This is a genomic window from Georgenia subflava (assembly GCF_009193155.1).
In the GTDB taxonomy this organism is placed as follows: domain Bacteria; phylum Actinomycetota; class Actinomycetes; order Actinomycetales; family Actinomycetaceae; genus Georgenia; species Georgenia subflava.
On record NZ_VUKD01000001.1, the window covers coordinates 996,514 to 1,020,449 of the forward strand.

The 23,936-nt window shown below is 71.9% G+C and carries 24 protein-coding genes; 7 read left to right on the forward strand and 17 right to left on the reverse strand.

Translation table 11 applies throughout. The annotated features are described in order from the left end of the window. Window positions 1-280 precede the first annotated feature (280 nt). A complete protein-coding gene (locus GD748_RS04505) occupies window positions 281-958 on the reverse strand; it encodes a response regulator (RefSeq protein ID WP_226920752.1) in 678 nt (225 codons plus the stop codon). Then, window positions 940-2,292, reverse strand: a complete 1,353-nt coding sequence (locus tag GD748_RS04510) for a sensor histidine kinase (RefSeq protein WP_152193953.1) — start codon at window positions 2,290-2,292, stop codon at window positions 940-942. Before GD748_RS04510 ends, GD748_RS04505 begins: the two co-directional genes overlap by 19 nt. 130 nt (window positions 2,293-2,422) lie before the next feature. On the opposite strand from GD748_RS04510, the gene GD748_RS04515 reads away from it, so the two are divergent. Together GD748_RS04515 and GD748_RS04520 are read left to right on the forward strand one after the other, a co-directional pair. Then, on the forward strand, window positions 2,423-3,319 hold the full coding sequence (locus GD748_RS04515; RefSeq protein ID WP_152816474.1) for an ABC transporter ATP-binding protein: 897 nt from the start codon (window positions 2,423-2,425) through the stop codon (window positions 3,317-3,319). Next, window positions 3,316-4,155, forward strand: coding sequence for an ABC transporter permease (locus GD748_RS04520; protein WP_152193955.1), 840 nt, complete (start codon window positions 3,316-3,318; stop codon window positions 4,153-4,155). Before GD748_RS04515 ends, GD748_RS04520 begins: the two co-directional genes overlap by 4 nt. Window positions 4,156-4,242: 87 nt before the next feature. On the opposite strand, the gene GD748_RS04525 is transcribed toward GD748_RS04520, so the two are convergent. From GD748_RS04525 to GD748_RS04540, 4 genes are all read right to left on the reverse strand, one after another. Continuing rightward, window positions 4,243-5,487, reverse strand: a complete 1,245-nt coding sequence (locus GD748_RS04525; protein WP_319593295.1) for a glycoside hydrolase family 3 protein — start codon at window positions 5,485-5,487, stop codon at window positions 4,243-4,245. Between the two features lie 230 nt (window positions 5,488-5,717). After that, window positions 5,718-7,577, reverse strand: a complete 1,860-nt coding sequence (locus GD748_RS04530; protein WP_152193956.1) for an HNH endonuclease signature motif containing protein — start codon at window positions 7,575-7,577, stop codon at window positions 5,718-5,720. Between the two features lie 80 nt (window positions 7,578-7,657). Then, window positions 7,658-8,908 (reverse strand): winged helix DNA-binding domain-containing protein, encoded by a 1,251-nt coding sequence (locus tag GD748_RS04535; protein ID WP_226920755.1) that lies wholly within the window; start codon window positions 8,906-8,908, stop codon window positions 7,658-7,660. Then, complete coding sequence (locus GD748_RS04540; protein ID WP_152193957.1) at window positions 8,905-9,747, reverse strand: phosphotransferase; 843 nt, start codon at window positions 9,745-9,747, stop codon at window positions 8,905-8,907. Before GD748_RS04540 ends, GD748_RS04535 begins: the two co-directional genes overlap by 4 nt. Window positions 9,748-9,852: 105 nt before the next feature. Here GD748_RS04540 and GD748_RS04545 point away from each other — a divergent pair, with 105 nt between their 5' ends. After that, the gene (locus tag GD748_RS04545; protein WP_152193958.1) at window positions 9,853-10,776 is read left to right on the forward strand and encodes an LLM class F420-dependent oxidoreductase; all 924 of its coding nucleotides are present in this window, start codon (window positions 9,853-9,855) and stop codon (window positions 10,774-10,776) included. Between the two features lie 287 nt (window positions 10,777-11,063). Next, complete coding sequence (locus tag GD748_RS04550) at window positions 11,064-12,095, forward strand: LLM class F420-dependent oxidoreductase (protein ID WP_152194383.1); 1,032 nt, start codon at window positions 11,064-11,066, stop codon at window positions 12,093-12,095. On the opposite strand, the gene GD748_RS04555 is transcribed toward GD748_RS04550, so the two are convergent. Beyond that, window positions 12,076-12,579: an AAA family ATPase gene (locus tag GD748_RS04555; RefSeq protein WP_152193959.1), complete on the reverse strand. Its 504-nt coding sequence runs from the start codon at window positions 12,577-12,579 to the stop codon at window positions 12,076-12,078. The two genes, GD748_RS04550 and GD748_RS04555, sit on opposite strands and share 20 nt — an antisense overlap. 195 nt (window positions 12,580-12,774) lie before the next feature. Here GD748_RS04555 and GD748_RS04560 point away from each other — a divergent pair, with 195 nt between their 5' ends. Next, on the forward strand, window positions 12,775-13,251 hold the full coding sequence (locus GD748_RS04560; RefSeq protein ID WP_152193960.1) for a GyrI-like domain-containing protein: 477 nt from the start codon (window positions 12,775-12,777) through the stop codon (window positions 13,249-13,251). A 154-nt stretch (window positions 13,252-13,405) separates the two neighbouring features. Here the strand turns inward: GD748_RS04560 and GD748_RS04565 are convergent, their stop codons facing one another. The 6 genes from GD748_RS04565 to GD748_RS04590 all read right to left on the reverse strand — a co-directional run bounded on the left by GD748_RS04565 (window position 13,406) and on the right by GD748_RS04590 (window position 17,910). Continuing rightward, window positions 13,406-14,074, reverse strand: coding sequence for a dienelactone hydrolase family protein (locus GD748_RS04565; RefSeq protein ID WP_152193961.1), 669 nt, complete (start codon window positions 14,072-14,074; stop codon window positions 13,406-13,408). Continuing rightward, a complete protein-coding gene (locus tag GD748_RS04570; protein ID WP_152193962.1) occupies window positions 14,071-14,757 on the reverse strand; it encodes a phosphoribosyltransferase in 687 nt (228 codons plus the stop codon). Before GD748_RS04570 ends, GD748_RS04565 begins: the two co-directional genes overlap by 4 nt. A 188-nt stretch (window positions 14,758-14,945) precedes the next feature. After that, a complete protein-coding gene (locus GD748_RS04575; RefSeq protein ID WP_152193963.1) occupies window positions 14,946-15,311 on the reverse strand; it encodes a VOC family protein in 366 nt (121 codons plus the stop codon). A 107-nt stretch (window positions 15,312-15,418) separates the two neighbouring features. Further along, a complete protein-coding gene (locus GD748_RS04580; RefSeq protein ID WP_152193964.1) occupies window positions 15,419-16,426 on the reverse strand; it encodes a cation transporter in 1,008 nt (335 codons plus the stop codon). Further along, on the reverse strand, window positions 16,423-16,902 hold the full coding sequence (locus GD748_RS04585) for a transporter substrate-binding domain-containing protein (RefSeq protein WP_152193965.1): 480 nt from the start codon (window positions 16,900-16,902) through the stop codon (window positions 16,423-16,425). The genes GD748_RS04580 and GD748_RS04585 overlap by 4 nt, the downstream gene beginning before the upstream one ends. A 108-nt stretch (window positions 16,903-17,010) precedes the next feature. Further along, a complete protein-coding gene (locus GD748_RS04590; protein ID WP_152193966.1) occupies window positions 17,011-17,910 on the reverse strand; it encodes a macrolide 2'-phosphotransferase in 900 nt (299 codons plus the stop codon). A 232-nt stretch (window positions 17,911-18,142) separates the two neighbouring features. Here GD748_RS04590 and GD748_RS04595 point away from each other — a divergent pair, with 232 nt between their 5' ends. Then, complete coding sequence (locus GD748_RS04595) at window positions 18,143-18,901, forward strand: SDR family NAD(P)-dependent oxidoreductase (RefSeq protein WP_152193967.1); 759 nt, start codon at window positions 18,143-18,145, stop codon at window positions 18,899-18,901. A 99-nt stretch (window positions 18,902-19,000) separates the two neighbouring features. Next, window positions 19,001-20,203, forward strand: coding sequence for an acyl-CoA dehydrogenase family protein (locus GD748_RS04600; RefSeq protein WP_152194384.1), 1,203 nt, complete (start codon window positions 19,001-19,003; stop codon window positions 20,201-20,203). Between the two features lie 4 nt (window positions 20,204-20,207). On the opposite strand, the gene GD748_RS04605 is transcribed toward GD748_RS04600, so the two are convergent. The 4 genes from GD748_RS04605 to nrdF all read right to left on the reverse strand — a co-directional run bounded on the left by GD748_RS04605 (window position 20,208) and on the right by nrdF (window position 23,532). After that, entirely contained in the window at window positions 20,208-20,738 is a 531-nt protein-coding gene (locus GD748_RS04605; RefSeq protein ID WP_152193968.1) for a hypothetical protein, read from the reverse strand. Window positions 20,739-20,880: 142 nt separating this feature from the next. Continuing rightward, the gene (locus GD748_RS04610; RefSeq protein ID WP_152193969.1) at window positions 20,881-21,462 is read right to left on the reverse strand and encodes a dihydrofolate reductase family protein; all 582 of its coding nucleotides are present in this window, start codon (window positions 21,460-21,462) and stop codon (window positions 20,881-20,883) included. A 177-nt stretch (window positions 21,463-21,639) separates the two neighbouring features. Next, on the reverse strand, window positions 21,640-22,158 hold the full coding sequence (locus GD748_RS04615) for a hypothetical protein (protein ID WP_152193970.1): 519 nt from the start codon (window positions 22,156-22,158) through the stop codon (window positions 21,640-21,642). 399 nt (window positions 22,159-22,557) lie between these two features. Beyond that, complete coding sequence (gene nrdF, locus GD748_RS04620; RefSeq protein WP_152193971.1) at window positions 22,558-23,532, reverse strand: class 1b ribonucleoside-diphosphate reductase subunit beta; 975 nt, start codon at window positions 23,530-23,532, stop codon at window positions 22,558-22,560. Window positions 23,533-23,936 lie beyond the last annotated feature (404 nt).

Sequence of the window (23,936 nt, forward strand, 5' to 3'; positions counted from 1 at the left end):
CGGACCGACTTAGCGTGGGTCGTACACGAGGAAGGAGGTGGTCCAGAGGTGAATATTCTTCGGACGCGTGAGGTGGCTACCCGCTAGCCCGTCAAGCGGACGGACCTGAGGTCCTCCCGCCGACGGCGGCGAGAACCAGGTGGTCACCGGAGCCCGCGGGGCCGTGGACATCGTCCACCACGGCACCTGACCAGGACGGTCGGGAACCCGCGGGCTCTTCCATGCCCGCTTGCGGGACGGGACCCACGTGGCTCAAGAAAGGCCGGCGTCCCCTCGTGGCTCAGGCCAGGCCGGCGTCGTGCACGCAACGGGCGATCTGCACCCGGTTCGCCACCTCGAGCTTGGCGAACAGGTGCCCCACGTGGGTCTTGACCGTGGCGACGCCCATGTAGAGCTCGCGGGCGATCTCGGCGTTGGACAGGCCGCGCGCGATGGCGACCGCGACCTCCCGCTCCCGCTCGGTGAGCCGGTCGAGCCGCTCACGGGCCGAACGCTCCCGGGAGTCGTCCTGCGGCTGGGCCACGGCAGCGATGAGCTGGGCGGTGACGCTCGGCGAGAGCATCGGCTCACCGCGGGCGACCCGGCGCACGGCGTCGACGAGGTCGGGCGGCGGGGTGTCCTTGAGCAGGAAGCCGGCGGCGCCGTGCCGCAGCGCGGTCAGCACCATCTCGTCCGCGTCGAAGGTCGTCAGCACGATGACCCGCGTCGTCGAGCCGCGCTCCGTGAGACGGCGGGTGGCGGCGAGCCCGTCGAGCCGCGGCATCCGGATGTCCATGAGGACGACGTCGGGACGCTCCCGCTCGACGACGTCCAGCGCCTCCTGCCCGTCGGACGCCTCGCCGACGAGGTCGATCGCCGGGTCGCCGCCGACGATCATGCGCAGGCCGGCCCGCACCAGCGGGTCGTCGTCGACGACGACCACCCGTACCGCCGTCGGGCTCACTCGTTCGTCTCCCACGGCAGCCACGCTCTCACGGCGAAGCGACCGTCCGGCTCGAGGCCGTGCTCGAGCGTGCCCCCGGCCAGCTCGGCGCGCTCGGTCAGCCCCGTCAGGCCCATCCCCGCCCCGGGGGCCGCCGGGCGCTGCGCGACGGCGGGCGGGTTGTGCACCTCGAGGGTGAGCACGCCGCCCGGTCGGCCGCCGAGGCGGATGTCCACCGGTGCGCCGGGTGCGTGCTTGCGGGCGTTGGTCAGTGCCTCCTGGACGATCCGGTAGACGGTGCGCGAGGTGGTGGCGGGCAGGCCGCCGAGTGCGGACCTGTCGCCCGCCGGAAGCCCGGTGGTGTCCAGCCGCACCTCGGTCCGTCCGGCGGCGGCGTCGGCCAGGAGCGCGTCGAGGTTGTCGAGCGTGGGCTGGGGCGGCTCGGCCCGCCCGGCGCTGCTCTGGCCGCTGCCGGTCGCCCGGCCGCCGGGCTCGACGTCGGTGCCGACACGCAGCACCCCGAGCACCTGGCGCAGTTCGGTGAGCGCGAGATGGGCGTTGTCCTGGATGACGCCGGCCGCCTCGGCGGTCTCCTGCGGGGTGAGGTCGCGGCGGTAGGCGAGGGCGCCGGCGTGCATGGCGACCAAGGAGATGCGGTGGGCGAGGACGTCGTGCATCTCGCGGGCGATGCGGGTGCGCTCGGCCTCACGGGCGGCCTCCGCCTTGAGGGCCTGCTCGCGCTCGGCGGTCTCGGCGCGCTCGTGCAGGGAGGCCAGCAGCTCACGGCGGGCGCCGATGTAGTAGCCGGTCACCACGAAGACGGCGCAGGCTGCGACGCTCAGCCCGCCCGATGCCATCGCGTAGGGCACGTTGAGGCTCTCGTCGAGCACGCCGGGGCGCACGATGCCCTCGTAGACGAGGGTGGCCACCAGCCACACGACCGCGACGACGGCGACGCCACGCCACCGTCGACGTGTGCTCATCGAGACGGTGGCGACGGCGGCGGCCCCGACGGACGAGGCGGACACCGCCGAGAAGGACACGGTGACGGCCGCCGTCAGAACCGGCCACCGGCGACGCAGCGGGAGCAGGCACAGCCCGATCGCGCCGAAGACGAGGTCGAGGAAGAGCAGGGCGCCGACCGCATCGGTGGCGCCGCCGGGGCCGTCCTCGGCGCCCTCGGGCAGCAGGTCGACCGACACGGCGAGCCAGAGCATCAGTCCGATGCCCGCTGCCGCCAGGTACCGCCAGATCCGTGACCACGGCCGCAGCGGTGGCGGGTCGGCGCGGCCCGCCGTCGGGACCCGGACCGCGGTGGTCGGGACGCCGCGCGGGGCGGCATAGGGGTCGGCGGACCGGGGCGGTGTCATGGCCTCCAGAGTAGGCAGCGGCGGCTCTGCCCGGCTCCACCGCCCGGCTCGGGCCGCTCCGACCAAAGGTGGATCGGGGTGAGACCGCGCGCTGATCCGCGGGCGCCGTCTCGCCGGGAGAGTGGACGCCATGATCACCGCAGAGAACCTGACCAAGCGCTACGGCAACCGCGCCGTGGTCGATGACGTCTCCTTCACCGCCCGGCCCGGCCGGGTCACGGGCTTCCTCGGCCCCAACGGAGCCGGCAAGTCGACCACCATGCGCATGCTGACGGCGCTGACCACCCCCACCGCCGGGCGCGGCACCATCCTCGGCCGCACGTTCCGCGACCTGCCGAACCCCGGCCGGCACGTCGGTGTGCTGCTCGACGCCTCGGCGCAGCACGTGGGCCGCACGGGGCGCGAGACCCTCCTGCTCTCGGCACAGCTGATGGGCACGGGGCCGCATCGCGTCGACGAGGTCCTCGACGTCGTGGGTCTGACCGCGCGAGAGGCCTCGGCACGGACCCGCACGTACTCGCTCGGCATGCGGCAGCGCCTCGGCCTCGCGCACGCCCTCCTCGGCGAGCCCGAGGTGCTGATCCTCGACGAGCCCGCCAACGGCCTCGACCCGGCCGGGATCCGCTGGATGCGCAACCTCCTGCGTTCCTTCGCCGACGGCGGGGGCACCGTGCTGCTGTCCTCTCACCTGCTGCTGGAGGTGGAGGCCGTCGCGGACGATCTCGTCATCATCGGCAACGGACGCATCCTCGCGCGGGGCAGCACGGAGGAGCTCCTCGCCACCCCCGGCACCCAGGTGCGCAGCACCGACGACGGCGCCCTCGCCGGCGCGCTGACCGGCGCCGGCCACGACGTCGTCCGTACCGGTGCGGGCCTGTCCACGTCCGCGACCACCGAGGAGGTCGGTGGCCTCGCCCTGGCGGCCGCCGTCGTCCTCACCGATCTTCGACCTGCCGCCTCGACCGGTCTGGAAGAGCTGTTCTTCGACACCACCGCCCAGCACGGGCGAGAGGAGATCTCCGCATGAGCACCTTCACCGCATCCGTCCTGGACCCGGCCCGCTCGGCTGCCGGAGATGCCGTCCACGGGAGCCGATCGTCGAGACGAGGCCCCGACCGAGCCGTGCGGCCGATCCCGTTCACGCGCCTGGCGTCCGTGGAGCTGCGCAAGCAGCTCGACACCCGCGCCGGTGTGTGGCTGCTCGCCGTGATCGCCCTGATCACCGCGGGCATCATCGCCCTGGTGCTCTTCACCGGCGCGCCGGCCGACCTCACCTGGAACAACCTCACGGGCATGACGTCGATGGCCCAGGTCCTGCTACTGCCGCTCATCGGCATCTTGGCGGCGACCAGCGAGTGGTCCCAGCGCACCGCGCTGACGACGCTTGCGCTCGAGCCTCGCCGCACCCGGGTCAACGCCGCCAAGCTGGTGTCCGCGTGGCTGCTCGGCCTCGTGCTCATGGCCGTGACGCTGCTGGTGGCGGCCGTCTTCAACGTCGTCGGCCAGGTGTGGTTCGACGGCGACGGCTCGTGGACGATGCAGTGGGAGCTGCTGGCCGGCATGGTGCTGGCGCTGCTCCTCCTGGTGACGCAGGGAGTCGCATTCGGTCTGGCTCTGCTGAGCACGCCGATCGCGATCGTGGCCTACCTCGCGCTGCCGACGGCGTGGTCCGTGCTGACGATGCTGGTCTCCGGGCTGCAGGATCCGGCGAAGTGGCTCGACATCAACACCACGATGATGCCGCTGATGACCGGCCAGATGACCGGCACGGCGTGGGCGCATCTGGGGACGTCGGTGGCGGTCTGGATCCTCGCGCCGCTCGTCTTCGGGGTGTGGCGTACCGCCAGGCGTGACGTGGCCTGACCGAGCTCTGCTCCGCGGCGGGCAGGTCGGGTCGTCCACCCGGCCTGCCCGTTGGTCGAGCTGGCGACTCGGGGCAGGTACGCCTACTCAGCCAGCCCGCGCCTTGAGCCGTGCGAGTCGCTCGTAGGACTGCGCCAGCCGTTCCTCGCTGACCTCGCCGGATGCGACCAACGCCATCAGGGCGTCGTAGGCGCGGGCACCGAGGTCGGGCGTGAAAAAGTCGATGTTGTTGGAGAACGCGAGAAGGTCGGTGCCGGCGAGCACGGCGAGTCGGATGGCCTCCTCGAGGCTCCAGCCGTCGGTGATCGCGCGCATCTGCAGGTCGTCGCTGACGACCACGCCGTCGTAACCCAGCTCGTCGCGCAGCAGGCCTGTGATGGTCCGGTGGGAGAGCGAGGCGGGCAGGTCAGGATCGAGCTCGGCGTTGAAGACATGGGCGACCATCACGGAATCGGCGAGGCCGCCGTGGATCAGCTCACGATACGGCTCGAGCTCAACCGGTGACCATACGTCGGTGACGTCGACGAACCCGGCGTGGGAGTCACCTCGAGAGCTGCCGTGGCCGGGGAAGTGCTTCAGCGAGGTCAGGACTCCCTCGTCGTGGTGACCCTGGACGAAGGCGGCGGCCTGCTCCGCGACGACCGCCGGGTCGGCTGAGAAGCTGCGGTCCAGGGCTCCGATCACGGGGTTGGCCGGGTTGAGGTTGACGTCCACGACGGGCGCGAGGTTCAGGTTGATTCCGGCGTCACGCAGCGTCCTGGCGATCGCAGCTGCCGCTTGCCGGGTGGCTGCCGGGTCGTCGGCGGCGCCGAGCTCGGCGGCCGAGGCCGTGGCTGGAAAGCCGTGCTCCGGACCGAGGCGGGCGACGCGGCCACCTTCCTGGTCCGTGGCGACGAGCAGCGGGCTGTGCGCCTCCGCCTGGAGGGCGGCGGTCAGCTCGGACAGCTGCTGTGGTGAGTCGATATTGCGTACCGGGTCGCCAGACGGGACGTCGTGCGCGAAGAGCACGACGGCGCCCAGGTGCCGGTCGCGCAGGTCCGCGACGATCGGGTTGTCGGGTGCGAGGCTGGTGCCGCGGAATCCGACCATGAGCATCTGGCCGACCATCACCTCCACCGGCACGGATGTGGCCGACGGCGACGGTTCAGTCGCGGGCGGTGGCGAGGTATGACCGGACGTCTTCCCGGGCGACGGGCTGGCGGTTCCTGGCGATGGCGCCGGGGAGTCCGCCCGGCATGCCGCAAGGAGGGCACCGGCGAGCAGTCCACCTGCACCGGCAAGCACGTGACGGCGGCCGTAGCGTCGCTGCTCTGGAGCGGTCATCGAGCCCATGCTGCCATCCCACGGAAAGTGCACTCGAGACCATCCTTGAACGCTCGGCGAGGACGCACCGGGGTCAGCCCTCGCGCCCTCGGCACCGGAAGTCACATCAGTGCGCGAGGTGCCTTCGGGCGGGCGCGCTGCGGCCGAGTGCCCGCGCGGGCTGCGGCCGAATCCCCTGCCGAGCCGCGGCTGAGTGCCCGGGCTGCGGCCGGGTGCCCGCGGTCGACGTTCGACGTGGGCTAGAACGGCGGGGTGTCGTCAGCGCTCTGCTGGGGGTCGGGTGGGCTGGCGCCACCGCTGTTTCCGCCGCCGGTGCCGCTGGTCCCGCCGGCACCGTTCCGGCGGCTCCCGGCGCCGCCGCTGCCTCGGCCGCCGGCTCCACCGCCACCTGGACCGCCCCCGCCGGCACTACGGCTGGTGGGTGTGCCGGGGATGGGTTCGGGTCGGCGTCGGTAGGTGTGCCCGGTGGGTGCGGTCCAGACGATCGACCCGTCCGCAGTCCGCCTGGCGCCCCACTTCTTGTTCGTCTTGAGGTTGTGATGCCGCCTACACAGCGGGTGGAGGTTGACCTCGGTGGTCTGCGCGATCCGCGCCGCACACGCCGGGTCATAAGCGACGATGTGGTCCAGGTCGCAGCACACCGCCGGCTGGCGACACCCCGGGAAAGTACACGTCACATCCCGCGCGACGATCGTGCGGGTCAGGTCCGCGCCGGGGCGGTACTTCTTCGTCCCCAGGGCACGGAACTGGCCATCGGCATCGGTGAACAACGCCCGCCACGTCCCGTCCTGCGCGATCTGGCGGGCCAGGTCGGCCGGGATCGGCCCGTACCCACCCAGCATGCCCGGCTCGTCATCGACACCCAGCAGGGTCCCGGCCCCGACGGTGACCTGCACCGACACACCCCCACCCGCGGTGCCGGTGCGGGTGGGCAGAGGCTGGCCGGTGAGGTCGACGCCCCTGTCGGCCAGGGTGGTGAAGACGTCCACAAACGCGTCCGCCCGCACCTGGTCCAGGGACCTGGGATCGGTGTCCTTGCCACCTTTCGCGGCCTTGGCGACCGCGTCCAAGATGGTGCGGACCCGGGCGGCGTCGTCCGCGCGCACGTACGCGCTGATCCAGGCCATCGCGTCCGGGGCCGGGTCGAAGACCACCCGCCGGTCCGCGTGCTCCTTAACCCGCCGTTTCGCTCCCGCGTCGGGGTCGATGGTCAGCGCGGCCTTGCGCAGCCTCGCCTTGAGCGCGGTCCCGGACAGCTCACCGGCCTCATCCAGCAGCTCGTCCACCGCCCGACGGTGGTCCTCGATGCTCATCCCCGGCTCCCGCGAGGACAGGATCCCGGCCTTCTTGGTGTCGATGGTCCCGGTCGTCAACGCGTCGGCGACCCTGGGGAACAGGCACAGCCCGGAAGCGAAGTGGACCTTCGCCTCCCCCGCCTTGGTCGTGGTCCCCAGGCGGGCGCCGATCTCCGCACCGGCCTCGGTCAACGCGTTCGAGCCGCTCCCGCGCCGGTCGGTCAGCTCCGCGACGAACCTGGCCTGGGCCGACATCGCCCACGACGCCAGACGCTCGAACCCCGCGATCGCCTCCACAAGTTCTTGCTCGCCGACCCCGGCGGGCTCGAGCGCGTCCAGCACGTGTGCCAGGACCGGACCCCCGGGCTGATCCTCCAAGAACCGGGCGGCGACCGAGACAAGCCCGTGCGGCGACCTCCGTGCATCGACCTCGTCAGGGTCCAGGACCATCGACTCCAGCTCCCACACCCCCGGCGGCCGAGCGAAGTCCACCCCGGAACCGCCGGCGGCGCAGCCGGTCACCGTCACACGACGTGCGTCCACGCACACCACGCCGGCCGCCCGGCGATAAGACGAGACCCGCCCGCGCACATGCGCCTCGAGCGGCGAGAACTCCATGGCATCGTCCGGTGTGTCGACCGACGCAGCGCCCGGCACATCAGCCGGTACGGCGTCCGGCACGCCGCCGTCGACCGGCGCGGCGCCCGGCCGGTCGACCGGCGCTGCGCTCGGCCCGTCGACCGGCACGCCGCCCGGCCCGACCGGTGCACCACCGGCCGACCCCGACACCTCGTCCTCGAGCATGTCTCAAACACTATTTCGAGCCACCGACATCCGACCCAGAGGGGGTGGAGGCCGCTCAGCGGCGCGGACCTGCCACCGGCTCAGCTCGGCCCGACGGGTGCCGGGAACGTCCCCGCCCGGCGCGCGACCGCCCGCTCGACCGCCTGGGTGAACGTCGTGAACGGCTCTGCCTCGATCCGTCGCCTGGTGCCGCTTCCCGTCCGCCGCCAGGTTCCGACGACGCGCCCACCGGCGACGACCGTCGGCCGGAACATCCCGTTGCCACCCGGGACGATCCGGTCGGCATGCTCGGCCGGGAGCGTTGCGGAGCGGTCCTGGTAACCGAGGATCAGCTCGTCGAAGCCCGGAAGCAGCAACACCCCGCGAGCGGCGCGGCGGTTCTCCTCGAGCAGCTGAGGGGTGGCGGGGTCCAGGAAATGATCCGCGCCGTCGACGTCGATCACCTCGAGCTGGGGGCGGGCGACGGCGAGCGCAGCGGTCACCTCCTTGCCGGTGAGCTTCGTCCACCACATGAAGTCCTTACGAGTCGCGGGGCCGTGCCCGCGGAAGTAACGCAGTGCCCACTCCCCCAACGCCTCGTCCCGCTCGAGCGCCCGCGGCCGCGGCACCCACTCGTCGAGCAGGACGATCCGCTGCTCGCCACCGACCAAGGGGCCGAAGCACGTCAGTCCCCGCTGCGAGAGATTCCACAGCAGGTGGTAGCCCCTCTGGCCGGCTTCGAGGAGGCCCGCCCTCTCCCACAGCGCCATCAGCTCCGTCCGACTCAGCGAACCTCCTCCCCGCAACGCTTCCTGCACGACCTCGGCGGCCCGGTGAAGCATCGGCTCGTCGATCCCGAGCTGCTGCCGGCGACGTGCAGCGCCGGCGATCAGCCGCTCGGACGTCAGCGACAGCATCCAGCCCAGATCCTCGGCCGGCACCAGGTGCAGGGTGCCTCGCATGGGCCAGGAGCGGACCACCTCGCCGACGGCGAGAGCGCCCACGATCCCGCCGTCGGCGGCGTCGGCGTCGGAGGCGATAGGGGTGGTGGTATCGGCGGCGGTCGCGGTGGTGGTGGCGGTGACGCCATCGGCCGCAGCGACGGCAGCGGCGCCGCCGTCGGCCACAGCGGCGGTGCTGGTGATAGCGCCACCGTCGGCAGCGGCGGTGGCGGTGGTGGCGGCATCCTCAGTGGCAGTGGTGCGGAGCATGACCGAGGCGAGAGCACCCGGGAGGTCCTGCGCCTGCATGCAGGTGAGGTGTCGGACCACCTCGGTCGCGGTCGGCAGGCCGGGCCCGACCAGGCGCTGCGCGACGAGCCGGAGGAACGAGAGGTCTTTGCCGGTTGTCATTGGGAGCCTCCCGGTCCATGGCCTGCGGGCTGACGCGCGACCTCGTCCAGGATGGCGCGGACAGCGGGAGCGAACAGCTCCGACCAGACCGGTGCCTTCTCCGGCGCGAGCAGATGGTCGCCGATCGCCCGGAACAGCAACGCGCGCAGCAGCAGCTGGGGGAAGTCGGTGTCGTCCTCGGCCAGGGTGCGATCGATCAGACCGGTGCCGGCCGCGTGGAAGACGACGGCGTCCACGACCACGATCGCCGAGGCATAGGCGACGGGACGCCAGCACGGCGAGAGATCGATGACGAGCGGCGCCCGTCCCGGCTCCAGGAGCACGTTCTCCGTCAGGTCACCGTGGACCAGCTGCCGATCGGCCTCGGCCGGCCGACGTGCACCGAGCAACGCGTCGACCGGTTCGTACCGGGCGGTGACGCCGGGAGGCTCATCGCCCCAGGCGATACGGTCCGCGCGCGCCCAGACGTCGTCACGATCCTCGAACCACGACGGCTGAGGAAAGTGGCGCAGGTGGTGGTGGAAGGTCCTCCCGGCCGCCAGGACGTCGGTCCACCGCCCGGTGGCCGGCCGGCCGGGCTCGAACCGCCACGCGGACCAGCCGGCCACGGCCAGCCGGCCGTCCGTCGCACGCTGCGGCGGGGAGACCCGGATGTCCGTGGCCCCGTCGAGCCCACCGAGGACCGAGGCCTGCCACTCCAGCGCCTCGACCGACATGTCCAAGGGCTTGAGCATGACCCGACCGCCACGCCACGCTCGGTCCCCGCCGCCGGGGAGCGGCACGACCTCAGCGTCGACGCCGAACGCACGCAGCACGTCGGGCGGTGGCGGTACCCGCATGGTCGCTCCCCTCCGGTACCAGCGTAGACATCCCGCGTGGGTGCGCGCCGGTGCCCACCCGGACCGGCAGGACGTGGAGGGCCGGCGGCTGGCAGGGTGATGCACATGGACCTCCGAATCTTCACCGAGCCGCAGCAGGGCGCCTCCTACGACGACCAGCTCGCCATGGCGCAGCGCGCCGAGCAGCTCGGCTTCGACGCCTTCTTCCGCTCCGACCACTTCCTGCGCATGGGCGACGGCGACGCCCTGCCCGGTCCGACGGACGCCTGGACCACGCTCGCCGGCCTCGCTCGCGAGACCTCCAGCATCCGGCTCGGCACGCTCGTCACGTCGGCGACGTTCCGCCACCCCGGGATCCTGGCCGTGCAGGTCGCGCAGGTCGACGCCATGTCGGGCGGACGCGTCGAGCTCGGGCTGGGCACCGGCTGGATGGCCGAGGAGCACGTTGCGCTCGGGGTGCCGTTCCCGGAGCGGCGCTTCGGCCTCCTCGAGGAGCAGCTCGAGATCGTCACGGGCCTGTGGTCCACGCCGGACGGCGAGTCCTACGACTTCGACGGCGAGCACTACCGGCTCACCGACAACCCCGCGCTGCCCAAGCCCGTCCAGCGCCGAGTCCCGATCATCGTGGGCGGCAACGGACCGCGCCGCACCCCTCGCCTGGCCGCGCGGTTCGCCACCGAGTACAACCAGTCGTTCCCCGAGAAGGCCGACGTCGCCGCTCAGGTCGCCCGCGTTCGCGCGGCCTGCGAGGACGCCGGGCGTGACCCGGACGAGCTGACGTTCTCCGTCGCGTTCGTCGCCTGCGTCGGCGCCGACGAGGCCGAGGTGCGCCGTCGGGCCGATGCCATCGGACGCGAACCCGCCGAGCTGCGGGAGCACGGGCTCGCCGGCACGCCGCAGGAGGTGCTGGACGGTCTCGGCGCGCTGGCCGAGACGGGCGTCTCGCGGGTCTACCTCCAGTGCCTCGACCTCACGGACCTGGAGCACCTGGACCTCATCGCCGCTGCCGTGATGCCGAACGCCGGCTGAGCGACCGGCGCTCGCACCGACGGGGGCGGGTTCGGCTCTCGCACCACGCGGGGCGGGCGGCTCTCCACCACAGGGCGGTCCGGCTCCCGAACCACGGGGCAGTCCGGCTCCTGAACCACGGGGGCGGTCCGGCGTCCGCACCACGGCGGCAGTGCGGACGCCGGCCATCACGACGCGCAGACGGGCGGCTGCGAACGTCCACGGCACCACCGGGCGAGCGTGTCAGGCGATCGGCCGGGCTCCGGTCGTCGGGCATGATCGTCGGCATGGACGACGACGCCACCGACCTGCGCCTCGGCTTCTCCACCGGCTACTGGTCGGCGGGGCCGCCGCCGGGCACCGCCGAGGCTGTCGCTGCCGCCGACGACCTCGGCCTGGACTCCGTGTGGACGGCCGAGGCGTACGGCTCCGACGCGCTGACCCCGCTGGCCTGGTGGGGCGCGAGCACCCGCACGGTCCGGCTCGGCACGGCGATCGCCCAGATGGCCGCCCGAACCCCGACTGCTGCCGCGATGGCGGCGATGACCCTCGACCACCTCTCCGGCGGCCGGTTCGTCCTCGGCCTCGGTGCGTCCGGCCCGCAGGTGGTGGAGGGCTGGTACGGCCAGCCCTACCCCCGCCCGCTCGAGCGCACGCGTGAGTACGTCGACGTCGTCCGCCAGGTCCTGCGTCGTGAGGCGCCGGTCCGGCTCGACGGTGCGCACTACCAGCTGCCGTTCCGCGGCGGGACGGGCCAGGGCAAGGCGCTGCGGCCCACGGTGCACCCGCTGCGCACCGATCTGCCGATCCACCTCGCCGCGCAGGGGCCGAAGAACACCGCCCTGGCCGCGGAGATCGCCGACGGCTGGCTGCCGTTCCTGTTCTCCCCCCGCCTCTCGGACACCTACGCCGAGCACCTCGCGGCCGGGTTCGCCCGCCGCTCACCCGACCGCACGCCATCGTCCGCCTTCGAGGTCTCCGCCGCCGTCCCGGTGTCCCTCGGCGACGACGTCGAGCAGGCCGCCGACGCGCTGCGCCCGCACTTCGCCCTCTACGTCGGCGGGATGGGCTCCGCCTCGACCAACTTCCACCGCGACGCCGTGGAGCGCCTCGGCCACGAGGCCGCGTGCGCGGAGATCGCGCGGCGCTGGACCGACGGCGACCGGGCCGGCGCCGCCGCGGCCGTGCCCACCGAGCTCGTGCTCGACGTCGCCCTCGCGGGCAACCCCGCCCAGCTGCGCGAGCAGATGCTCGCCTGGCAGCGCAGCGTGGTGACCACGCTGATCGTCCAGACCGACCCCCGGATCCTGCCCGCCGTCGTCAGCGCTCTGCGTCCCTGACCCGCACGACCTCCTCACCTTCCCCGGACGGCACCTCGAAGCCGGCGAGGAACCGCTCGAGAAGCTCGGGCGGCACGGGGAAGGCGTCGGCGTCGTCGCGCTCGAGCCGTGCGTCGAGCCGGGCGCGCAGGACGTCGGGCGGGACGTCGAAGTACACCAGCCGCCACCGCCCGCCGCCCGCCTCGACCAGCGCCTTGTACTCGTCGCGGTCCGCGCGTCGCCAGAACGAGAGGTCGACGACGACGTCGCGCCCCTCGCGCAGCAGCTCGACCAGCCGCTCCTTCACGAGCGGGCGCACGGCGTCGTTGTACTCCTCGAAGCGCTCGACCGGGATGTCGACGCCGTAACGCCCGAAGCGACGGCGCACCTCGACGTCGTGCGACAGCCGCACGTAGCCCTGCCGCTCGAGCCCGCGCGCGTAGGTGGACTTGCCCGCGCCCGCCGGTCCGCAGGTCAGCACCGCCGTCGGCCTTCTCTCCGCCATGTGCCCAGCCTGCCGCACGGTACCGACGGCGGACGATCGGCCTGGACCGATCCGGCCCACCGGTGCGCGGTCGAGCCTGGACCGATCCGACCCACCGGGACGCGGTCGGCCGAACCGATCCTGCCCACCGGCGCGGTCGGCCTGGACCGATCCGGTCCGCGGCGGGACGATCGGATCGGGAGAGAGGAGAGGGCGATGACCGACATCCACATCATCGAGCTCCAGGAGCAGCAGGTCGCAGGCGTGCGCCTGCGGGTCCGCATGGACGAGATCACCACGATCTTTGACACTCGGTTCACCGAGGTCCTCGACGCGCTGACGGCCGCGGGCGCCCAGCCGGCGGGCGCACCCTACGCGCGGTACCGCGGCAGACCGACCGACACGGTCGACGTCGAGGTCGGCTTCCCGGTCACCGCGCCGTTCCAGGGCACCGGCGAGGTGCGCGGCGGGACCCTGCCGGCCGTGCGCGCCGCGGAGGCGGTCCATCCCGGGAGCTACGACACGCTGCCCGAGACGTACGCCGCGGTGGAGCGGTGGGTCGCCGAGAACGACTTGCAGACGCTGGAGGAGTCGTGGGAGGTGTACGAGTCCGGACCGGAGTCCGACCCGGACCCCAGCACGTGGCGCACGCGGGTCGTCTTCCCGCTGACCGGGCCTCAGGTGGGTGCGTAAGCGGCACCCGGACGCGTCCTTGACGCACCGCTGACCGGGCCGCAGGTCGGTGCGTAGCGGCACCCGGACGCGTCAACGGCGCACCACCGGCGGGCGCGGAGGAGCTGGGAGCCCGGCGGCCCCAGGCGGACGCCGAGGAGCTCGGAGCCTCGGCTCAGGCGGGCGCCGACCAGCGGTCGAGCGCGTCGACGGTCAGCCGAACCACCTCGTCGAGCGTGCCCGGCTCCTTGAAGAGGTGGGTCGCACCGGGGACGACGGCGATCTCCACCTCGCCCGCGAGCGCCCGGGCCGCCTCCCGGTTGAGCTCGAGCACCTGGGTGTCCGCACCGCCCACGACGAGCAGGGTGGGGACCCGCACCCTCGACAGGGCCTCGCCGGCGAGGTCCGGCCGCCCGCCCCGTGAGACCACTCCGGCGACGCGCTCGGGCCGGTCGGCCGCGGTGATCAGCGCCGCGGCGGCGCCGGTGCTCGCCCCGAAGGTGACGACCGGCAGCCCCGCTGTCGCCGTCCGTCGGCCCTCCCCCGTCCACCAGTCCACGGCACCGGTGAGCCGGGTGGCGAGCATCTCGATGTCGAAGCGCAGGTGCCGCGTCGTCGCGTCGACCTGCGCCTCCGCCGGGGTGAGGAGGTCCATCAGCAGCGTCGCGTAGCCGGCCGCCCGCAGCGATGCGGCCACGTGCCGGTTCCGCGGGCTGCGGCGCCCGCTGCCGGAGCCGTGCGCGAAGACGACCAGGGCGCGCGCACCGGCAGGGGTGCCGAGGTCGGCGTCGAGCGCGACGTCGCCGACCTGGATACGCACCGACCGCTCGTCCGCGTCGCTCATCGTCCCGGAGGGCTCCCCCGACGGGTCCTGCCGGTGCCGGCGAGCGCCGCGCGCACCTCGTCGTCGCTGGTCTGGGAGAAGTCGAGATAGCCCTGGCCGACGCCGTAGAAGGGCTCGGGCATCCACGGGCACACCACCTCGTCGGCCTCGGCCCCGACGGCAAGGCAGCTGGGGGCGGAGCCGACCGGTACCGCCACGACGAGCCGGCTCGGCGCCTGCTGCCTCAGCGCGGCCAGGGCGGCCCGCACGGACGAGCCGGTGGCCAGCCCATCGTCGACGACGACCGCCACCCTGCCGCTCAGCGGTTCTCGGGGACGGTCACCCCGGTAGAGCTCCTCCCGACGGCGCAGCTCGGCGGTCTCGGCCGCCAGCACCCCGTCGAACGCCTCCCGGCCGACGGCGGCACGGTCGAGCACCCGTTCGTTGCGCACCACCGTGACCGTCTCGCCCACGGCGGTGATGGCGCCCATGGCCAGCTCCGGCTGCCCCGGCACGCCGAGCTTGCGGACCACGACGACGTCCAGCGGCGCACCGAGGGTTGCCGCGACCTCGGCGGCCACCGGGACGCCGCCGCGCGGCAGGCCGAGCACGACGACGTCGTCCCGCCCCGCGTACGCGGTGAGCTCGTGGGCCAACACCCGACCGGCCTCGGACCGGTCGGCGTACGGCTCGTCGCGCCTCATCGTCTCCCCCGTCAGTCCGCGCTGACGCGTCGAGCGTAGGCACGCCTGTCCGCCGTCGCACCCTGGCCATGGTCGGCCTCGGCTCGAGGCTCTCGGCCGCACCCGCACCCTGCGTGTGAGCGGCCGGCTCGCCACGCAGGGGGTCGGTCGGCTCGGCACGGCGTCTGGTCGGCGGCTCAGCTGCAGCGCTACGGCCCGCCGGGCGCCTGGAAGAGCCCGAACGGCGAGCCCTGGTCGTCGCGGCACAGCTTGAACCGCCCGTACGTGGCCTGGGACTCCTCGTCGCCGTCGACGTCGGTGCCCTCCACCGAGCCACCGAGCTCGTGGACCCGTGCGACCGCGCCGTCGATGTCGTCCACCCGGAAGAAGAGGTACGGGGACGAGCCGGCGTCGCCGCCGTGGATCCCGCCGGGGACGTTCGGGGTCGTGATCATCGCACCGTCGCCGCCGGCGGGTCCGGGGGCGAAGCTCCAGCCGAAGAGTGCCTCGTAGAACGCCCGCCCGCGGGCGGCGTCGGCCACGCCGAGCTCGAAGAACGCCAGCTCACCGGACATCGTCGTCTCCGTTCGTCGGTGCGCCCGACGCTACGGCCCGGCCGGAGCTCGCGGCAAGCCCCCTGTGCGGACCGGTAGGAGAAGGGGCACGTCCGGCTACGAGCGACTCAGGCCGCGTCGTGACCGCCGCCGCCAGCCTCCTTCTCGAGGCCGGGCAGCATCTGGTGGGGCAGGTCCTCGACCGGGATGACGACCATGTCGTCGATCTTCCAGTCCAGGTCGATCGCGGCCTCGCGGGCCAGCCGGAGGTCCTCCATGGTCGGGTTGTGGCCCTCCACCGGCACCACGAACGACTCGACGTGGAAGACGTGACCCTGGTCGCGCACCCGCGAGCGGACGTCCGCGACCCAGGAGAGGTCACCGAGACGGTCGTCGATGGCCGGCACCAGCGGGTGCGGGTCCTGGCCGTCGTAGGTCTCGGCGCGGGCGTCCATCAGGGCGCCGACCGCGACGCGGAGGTTCCTCACGCCGTCGTGCAGGATGCTGCCGGAGATGAAGAGCGCGGCGGCCGCGTCCGCCCACCACAGCCCCAGGCCGATCCCGAGGATGCCGAGGATCCCGCCCACGGCGGTCATCCAGTCCGCCTTGTTCATGTCCGCGTCGGCGAACAGCACGCGGTCGTGCAGCTTCTCCGCCAGCGGCATCTTGGCCCGGCCGAGCAGCACCGGCGGCACCGCGGTGTAGGCGAGCACCGCGATCATGAGCCAGCCGGACCAGAACGCCTGGCCACCGAGCTCCATGAGACCGACGGGCGGGTGCTCCGCCTTGACGAGCCCCGAGGCGGAGTCCCAGACCATGAACGAACCCATCGCGCACAGTGCCGTGGCGGCCACCAGGTGCCCGACGCCGACCGCCCGGTGATAGCCGTAGGGGTGCTGGGGGCTGGGGCGGCGCTTGGTGCGGTGGACGGCGACGAGGAACGCGATCGGCGGGATGAAGGACAGCATGTCCTCCATCCAGGCGGCCTTCATCGCCTGCGAGCTGCCCATCGCCAGGTAGACCCCGGTGACCGCGGTGATCAGGAACGCGATCGTCAGCCACGACAGCCGGACGGCGCGCCGCAGCGCCCGCTCCTGCTCCTCGGGGAGCTCGGTGTGCCCGAACCTCGCGCTCATACCGGCAGGTCCTGGTCGAGGAGGAAGCGCTCCAGCTCCACGAGGAACGCGTTCTCGCCCATCGGCGTGGCCATGACGTGCAGCTCGTCCTCGCCGTGCGGTCCGGTGGTGACGGTGTAGCGGTAGGTCAGCGCGACCTTGCTCGACCAGGGCGACTTCGCCGTCAGGCCACCGATGATCAGGTCGAGCCCGTCGTGCTCGAGCTGGCCGACGAGGTCCTCCTCCCCGCCCGGCACCCAGACGATCTCCGCGTCGATCGACCGCGCGAAGTCCTGGACGAGCTCCACCTCGGTGCCGGCGGGCTCCCCCTCCGGACCGTCCGGCAGGGACGTCCACGGCGGGTTGGGCGAGACACCGACCCGGAGACTGCCGCCCGTGACGTGGTCGAGCGTGCCGTCCGGGTCGGTCGGGATGGTCGCCGAGCAGCCGCCGAGGGCGAGCAGCAGCCCGGCTGCGGCGACGAATCTCCTGGTCACAGGGCCAGTCAACCCCAGAACCGGAGGCGCGCATCTCGGGCGAGGCCAGCCGTGCCCGGAGCCCGCCGTGCAGCGGGCGGCCCGGTCGGCTGCCGACCGGGACCGCGCTCAGGAGGGCGGGTTCAGCTGGGCCAGAGCGGCCTCCCGGTGCTCCGCCTCCCCGGTCCGGATCGCGTAGAGACCGTAGGCGACAGGGCCTGCCGCCATGAGCTCCGCGCAGTGCTCGGCGAGGCGCGGCCAGACCCGGCCGCCGGCCCGCGTGTACGCCTCGACGGTCACGGCGAAGGCCTCCGGCGTCGTGATCGAGTGGTGCAGGGCGAAGTCCCGCCCGGGGTCGGAGACCTTGGCCGTCGTCCAGTCCAGCACGCCGGTGACGGAGTCGTCCTCTGCCACGAGGACGTGCACCGGGTACAGCTCGCCGTGGGTCATGACCGACCAGTCCGGCCAGTAGCTGTCGTCGTCGAGCCACGCGGTCCACCGGTCGACCAGGTGCTCGGCGACATCCAGCTCGGCGCGGACGGTGGCGACGTCCGCGCGCCAGCGTTCGCGCACCTCGGCGGGCCCCTCGACCGTGACGCCGGCGGCCCGGGCGACCTCGACGTCGATGCCGTGCAGCTGCGCGAGCAGCTCGCCGAACGCCGCCGAGTACCGGGCGGAGGTCATGTCCAGGCGCCACGTGAGCTCGCCCGTCGCGGCGTCGAAGGTCAGACCTGGTTCGCCCGGCAGGAGCGGGTAGGCGAGCAGGTCGCGTGCGCGCACCTGCCAGTCCGGCACCGCCACCGACAGCGCCGGGCCGACGAGGTCGAGGATCGCCCCCTCGGCGTCGACGCCGTCCGCGACGTCGGGGCGGCGCGGGATCCGCAGGACCCACGACTCGCCGTCGACGGTCCTCGCCATCGCCACCCGGTAGTCCAGCCCGGTCTCGTCGACCCGGACCGACCCGGGCTCGATCCGCAGGCCGTGGGTCCGGGCGAGCGCGACGATCTCGGGCACTGTCTCGGCAGTCACAAGGGCAACGTCCCACACGGGCGCTCCGGCCGTGAAGCGGAATACGGCCGACCGGCGCGCCCGCCGACGTCCCGGGCCCGCACGCCGCCCGCCGGCCGGCTCGCCCCGGTACCGTGAGGGCGGCGACGGAGCCGGTCACGAGCCGCGGGACCCGGTCCCGGCCGTCGCCTGGCCATCCGGACGTGCGGGGCGACCCCCCGGCGCGTCCAGACCACGCGAAGGAGCTGGACGGATGAAACTTCAGGGCAGCACGGCCGTCGTCACCGGTGGCGCCTCGGGGCTGGGAGCGGCCACCACGGCCGCCCTGGTCGACGGCGGGGCAAGGGTGTTCGCCGTCGACCTGCCGGCGGCGCTCGATAAGGTCGCCCGCGTCGACGGCGCGGAGTACCTCGCCGCAGACGTGACCGACGCCGACCAGGTGCATGCCGCCGTCGCCACCGCGGCCGGCTCAGGGGTGCCTCTGCGCATCGCCGTGGCGTGCGCCGGCATCGCGCCCGGCGCGCGGATCCTCGGAAAGCAGGGGGTGCACGACCTGGCGCTCTTCGCCAAGGTCGTCGACGTCAACCTCGTCGGCACGTTCCATCTCCTCGCCCTGGCCGCCGAGCAGATCGCCGCCACCGAGCCTGACGCCGACGGCCAGCGCGGCGTCATCGTGAGCACGGCCTCCGTCGCCGCCTACGAGGGCCAGGTGGGCCAGGCCGCGTACGCCGCGTCCAAGGGCGGCGTCGTCAGCCTCACGCTCCCCGCCGCGCGAGACCTCGCCCAGCACGGCATCCGGGTCAACACCGTCGCCCCGGGGATCGTCGACACCCCGATGATGGGACAGATCGACGAGGAGTTCCGCGAGCGCCTGGCCGCGGGAGTGCCGTTCCCCCACCGGCTCGCCCGGCCCGAGGAGTACGCGAAGCTCGTGCTCGCGATCATCGACCACGACTACCTCAACGGCGAGACCGTCCGCATGGACGGCGCCCTGCGCATGGCGCCGCGCTGAGGGCCGACGATGACCGACACGACACCGCGTCAGGCGGCTCCGCACCGGACCCCGCACGCCGCCCCTGCCGAGAGGTTCACGACGGCGGACCCGTCCGGCATGCGCACCACACCGGTCCCGCGGGCCGCGGGCCCCGCACCGGACACCTTCGCGGGCCTGGATCTGCTCCGTGCCGCCGAGGCGCTCCCCGACGACGAACGCACCCGGCTGACCGAGCTGCACCACCTGCTCCAGAGCGCGGTGCGTCGCCAGTCGATCGACTGCTGGAACAGGGAGGAGTTCGCCGGCGACCTCGTGGCCGTGCTGGCCGAGGCCGGTCTCGGCGCGCTCCAGCTCGAGCCCACCAGCGCCCTGTTCCGCGGGCTCGTCCACGCCGAGGTCGCGCGCGCCGACCTCTCGCTGTCCACGGTCGTCGGTGTCCACAACGAGCTCGTCGTCGGCCTGATCGACGCGCTCGGCTCCCCCGAGCAGCGCCGCGAGCTGCTGCCCGGGCTGGCGACGATGCGCACGATCGGCGCCTTCGCGCTCACCGAGCCCGACCACGGCTCCGACGTCGCCGGCGGCCTCGCCACCACCGCACGGCTGGACGGCGACGAGTGGGTCATCGACGGTGCGAAGCGGTGGATCGGCCTGGCGACGGTCGCCGACTTCGCCGTCGTGTGGGCGCGCGACGTCACCGACGCGACGGTCAAGGCGTTCGTCATCGAGACCGACCGGCCCGGATTCCGAGCCGTCCCGATCCGCAACAAGATCGGGCTGCGGATCATGCAGAACGCGGACGTCACCCTCGACGACGTGCGCGTGCCTGTCACCAGCCTCGTGCCGGGCGCCGTCGGGTTCGACTCGGTCAACACCGTGCTGCGGCACTCGCGCGCCTGGGTCGGGTGGCAGGCGGTCGGGCTCCAGCTCGCCGCCCTCGACGTCGCCCGCGCGTATGCCGCACGGCGTGAGCAGTTCGGCCGTCCGCTGGCCTCGTTCCAGCTGGTCCAGCTGACGCTGGCGCGGATGGCGGGCAACACCGCGTCCTCGCTGGCGCTGATGATGCAGGTGGCCCGGCTGCAGGACGCGGGGATCCTGGAGATGGCGCACTCCGCGATGGTCAAGGCGACGTGCACGACCCAGGCGCGCGAGTCCGTCTCCCTGGGGCGGAACCTCCTCGGCGGGAACGGGATGACCACCGACGGCGAGATGGCGAAGCTCTTCGGCGACGCCGAGGCGATGCACACCTACGAGGGCACCTACGAGATCAACCAGCTCATCGTCGGGCGGGCGCTGACCGGGGTCTCGGCGTTCGTGGGGTGAGCCGTCAGTGGAGCGCGGGCACGCTCACCACGGTGACGGGACCGCGGCGGGCGACGAGCTCGGCCGACGTGAACGGGCCGTGGGAGCTGTCCGGGATGGTGGAGAACCAGCGGGGGCCGTCGATGGTCATGAGCTTCTGCCAGGCCACGCCGCCCGCGCACCGCACGATCGTCAGGTCGGCGAGGTCCTCGGCCTCGACGGAGCTGTCGACGTCGGGACGCTCGATCGGGCTCGCGTAGGTCTCGTCCATGGTCACGGCCATGCCCGCCGTCGTGAGCCGGGCTCGCACGGTGGGGCCGACGGGCACACCGACGACGTCGATGAGCCGCCGGGCGGCCAGGCTCTCGAGCGTGGCCTCGAGCCTGACGTCGAAGGTCCACACCGCCTCGCCGAGCCGGAGCCGTGCCGCGAGCGTGTCGAGGACGAGCTCCTCGACGGGGGTGAACTCCGCCTCGGTGGTCGTGCCCGACCGCTGCACGGACGCGTCGGGTCCGTGCACCGATCGGTTGCCTCGGGCGCTGCTGTGGTCACGCATACCTACAGCATCGACCGTCGCGAAGCTCTCTTGAAGCACGGCCCATGGGGAGAACTCCCCATGGCGCGCACATGGCCGTGGGTTTATGGGCCGGCCGACGCCCGGTGAACGGCGCACCCGCCGCGCTACAGGGATCGCGCGGTCACGCGCTCCGGCTCGGTGCGCGCCGTTTCGGACGGTAGGTCCGGCCGAAAGAACGTGGACTGTCCTCGTAGATCTCGGCCAGCTCCCAGTCGACACGTTGCCCGCCGGGGACGTCGAAGATGCGAACGCCGTCGCCGAGGAACACCGGAGCGACGAAGACCTGCAGCTCGTCGATGAGGTCGTGCTCGAGCGCCTGCCGCGCGATGTCGGCGCTGATGATCTGCACGTCTCGGTCGCCGGCGATCTCCTGAGCGCGACGGATCGCCTCGGTGATGTCGCAGTTCAGCGCCACGACCGTCGGGTCGTCGGCGAGCTCCTCCGGTCGGTGGGTCAGGATGATCTCGGTGCCGGACCAGGCGCCGCCATATGCTGCGGACGTCTGCTCGTCCCGCTCGTCCTGCTGCGCCTTGGCCGCGTCATAACCGGCGCGGCCCGAGATGATCACCGCGGCGGCTGCCGCCATCCGTTCCTCGGTGCCTTCGGCCAGCGGCTCCGCGGCGGAGAGCCAGCTCATGTCGTGGCCCGGTCCAGCGATGAAGCCGTCGATCGAGCACGTGAATCCCCAGGTGACCTTGCCCATGTCTCCTCCTCGTCGGTCCGTAATCCCGTCAGCGGCCTCACTCTCAGGAGCGGGGACGGCATCCCTTGACCCGCTACTACTCCCGAGATCATCCTCGCGCTCCAGCTCGAGATCGTGGCAGGGTCAGCAGACAGGACGCCCAGCACCGCACCACCCGCGAGGGGTTACATGGCGCAGTTACGCCGACGGGTTCACATCCCCGCCCCCGCCGATCTGCGCTCTCCCCCCAAGCGCAGCGAGCGCGGTGCCCGCGAGCGCCAACGCCGCCGTGGTGAGCATCCCAGTGACGATGAGTTGGAACTTCTTGTTCTCGCTATCCTTTGTGGCTTCTGCGTCAATCGCGTCCTTGAGTAAGCCGAGAATCACAAAGCGGTCTTCAGATGAGCTGTCTTCTCGCTCAAGCTCACGGCTGAGGATCTGTCGATACTGCTCAAACGCCTTGTGTACCTTCTTTTGGCTTTTCCAATTAAAGGTGCGAGCTCGGGTTGCCTCTTCCTCGACCTGCTTGAACGTGTCGAGGACTAGATCCTTGAAGTTGGGAAACTGAGCGACGACTTTTAATGCGACCTCCCTGTCCATGTTCGGGAGGTCGGAGACAAAGGTCATGAACTTGTCCTTTGAAAGGTTCCTCCACGACTCGATGCCGAGTCGCTTCATCAACTCGACCTCGGCGGAGTCGCTCTGCGTCTCGCTCATGTTCTCCTCCTGGGCACCGTTGCCAATTGGGCGCTTCCTCACAACTCTATCTTGCGTCTCGTATGGGTGATCCAGCCCAGGGTCCCTAATGGTTCTTGAAGATCGAGGGTGCAGTCCACGGCTGCATCCGCCTGATTCTCCGGTTGCTGCGCCCAGTCGGACGCACTGGAGCACATGAAGGGGCACTACCTCAGAGGCACGCCAGAGCCATATTCCAGCAGGCGGGCGCCCCCACTCCCATCTGTAAGGTGTGCGCGTGCCCCCACGGGTGGGTACTCCTGTCCATTTCCGACCTCCTGCGTTCGTGGAGAGTCGGCACGCAAAAGGCCCGGAGCCGCAGAATCTTGCGGCTCCGGGCCCCTGGTCAGCCTGTTCGGGCTAGCGGGCTACTGAGAAGTCTCAGAAGTCCCAGTCGTCGTCCTCGGTGTTCACGGCCTTGCCCATGACGTAGCTGGACCCGGAGCCGGAGAAGAAGTCGTGGTTCTCGTCGGCGTTGGGGCTCAGCGAGGACAGGATCGCGGGGTTGACGTTGGTCTGGTCCTTGGGAAACAGCGCCTCGTAACCGAGGTTGTTCAACGCCTTGTTAGCGTTGTAGCGCAGGAACGCCTTGACGTCCTCGGTCAGGCCGAGCGGGTCGTAGAGGTCCTCGGTGTACTGCTCCTCGTTCTCGTACAGCTCGAGGAGGAGCTCGAAGGTGTAGTCCTTCATCTCCTGCCGGCGCTCCGGCGACGCCTTCTCCATGGCCTTCTGGAACTTGTACCCGATGTAATACCCGTGCACGGCCTCGTCGCGGATGATCAGCCGGATCAGGTCCGCGGTGTTGGTGAGCTTCGCGCGCGACGACCAATACATCGGCGCGTAGAAGCCGGAGTAGAAGAGGAACGACTCAAGCATCGTCGAGGCGACCTTGCGCTTCTCCGGGTCGTCACCGCGGTAGTACTCCATGACGATGGCGGCCTTGCGCTGGAGGTTCTCGTTCTCCTCCGACCAGCGGAACGCCTCGTCGATCTCCCTGGTGGAGATGAGCGTGGAGAAGATGGAGGAGTAGGACTTCGCGTGCACCGACTCCATGAACGCGATGTTCGTGTAGACAGCCTCCTCGTGCGGGGTCACCGCGTCCGGGATGAGGCTCACGGCACCAACCGTGCCCTGGATGGTGTCCAGCAGCGTCAGACCGGTGAACACCCGGCTGGTCATCAGCTTCTCGTCGTCGTTCAGCGTCGCCCAGGACTGGATGTCGTTGGACAGCGGCACCTTCTCGGGCAGCCAGAAGTTTCCGGTCAGGCGGTCCCAGACCTCGACGTCCTTGTCGTCCTGGACGCGGTTCCAGTTGATGGCCTGGACGCGGCTGACCAGCTTCAGTTTCTCCGACACATTCAATCCTTGACTAGTTGATCGCGATCGTTGATGGGTGAGTACGTCGACAGGCTGGCGGGGGGGCATGCCCCCCGCCAGCCCACACTCACACCATCTGAGTGATGGTGCCGCCCGGGTTCCGACGGGCGGTCTGAGCTGTCACGAAGCGACCAGTCGCAGCAGATCGGTTTACGGCTGTCTTATTCGACGTCCCCGTCCCGATTCGCTCGATAGTCGTCGTGCGAGGGGATCGTGCCGCCCACTCCTTCGTGACGAATCGCCCCGTGCGAGCGCTTCGTGCTGCCGATGTTGCCAAATTCATCACCTCATTGGTGTCTCCCCAGAGTGAGTCCCGTCCGTTAACGGGAGACAACTCGTGTAGGCTCAACACACCATTCACTTGGTGAGCCTCTCTGGGGCAA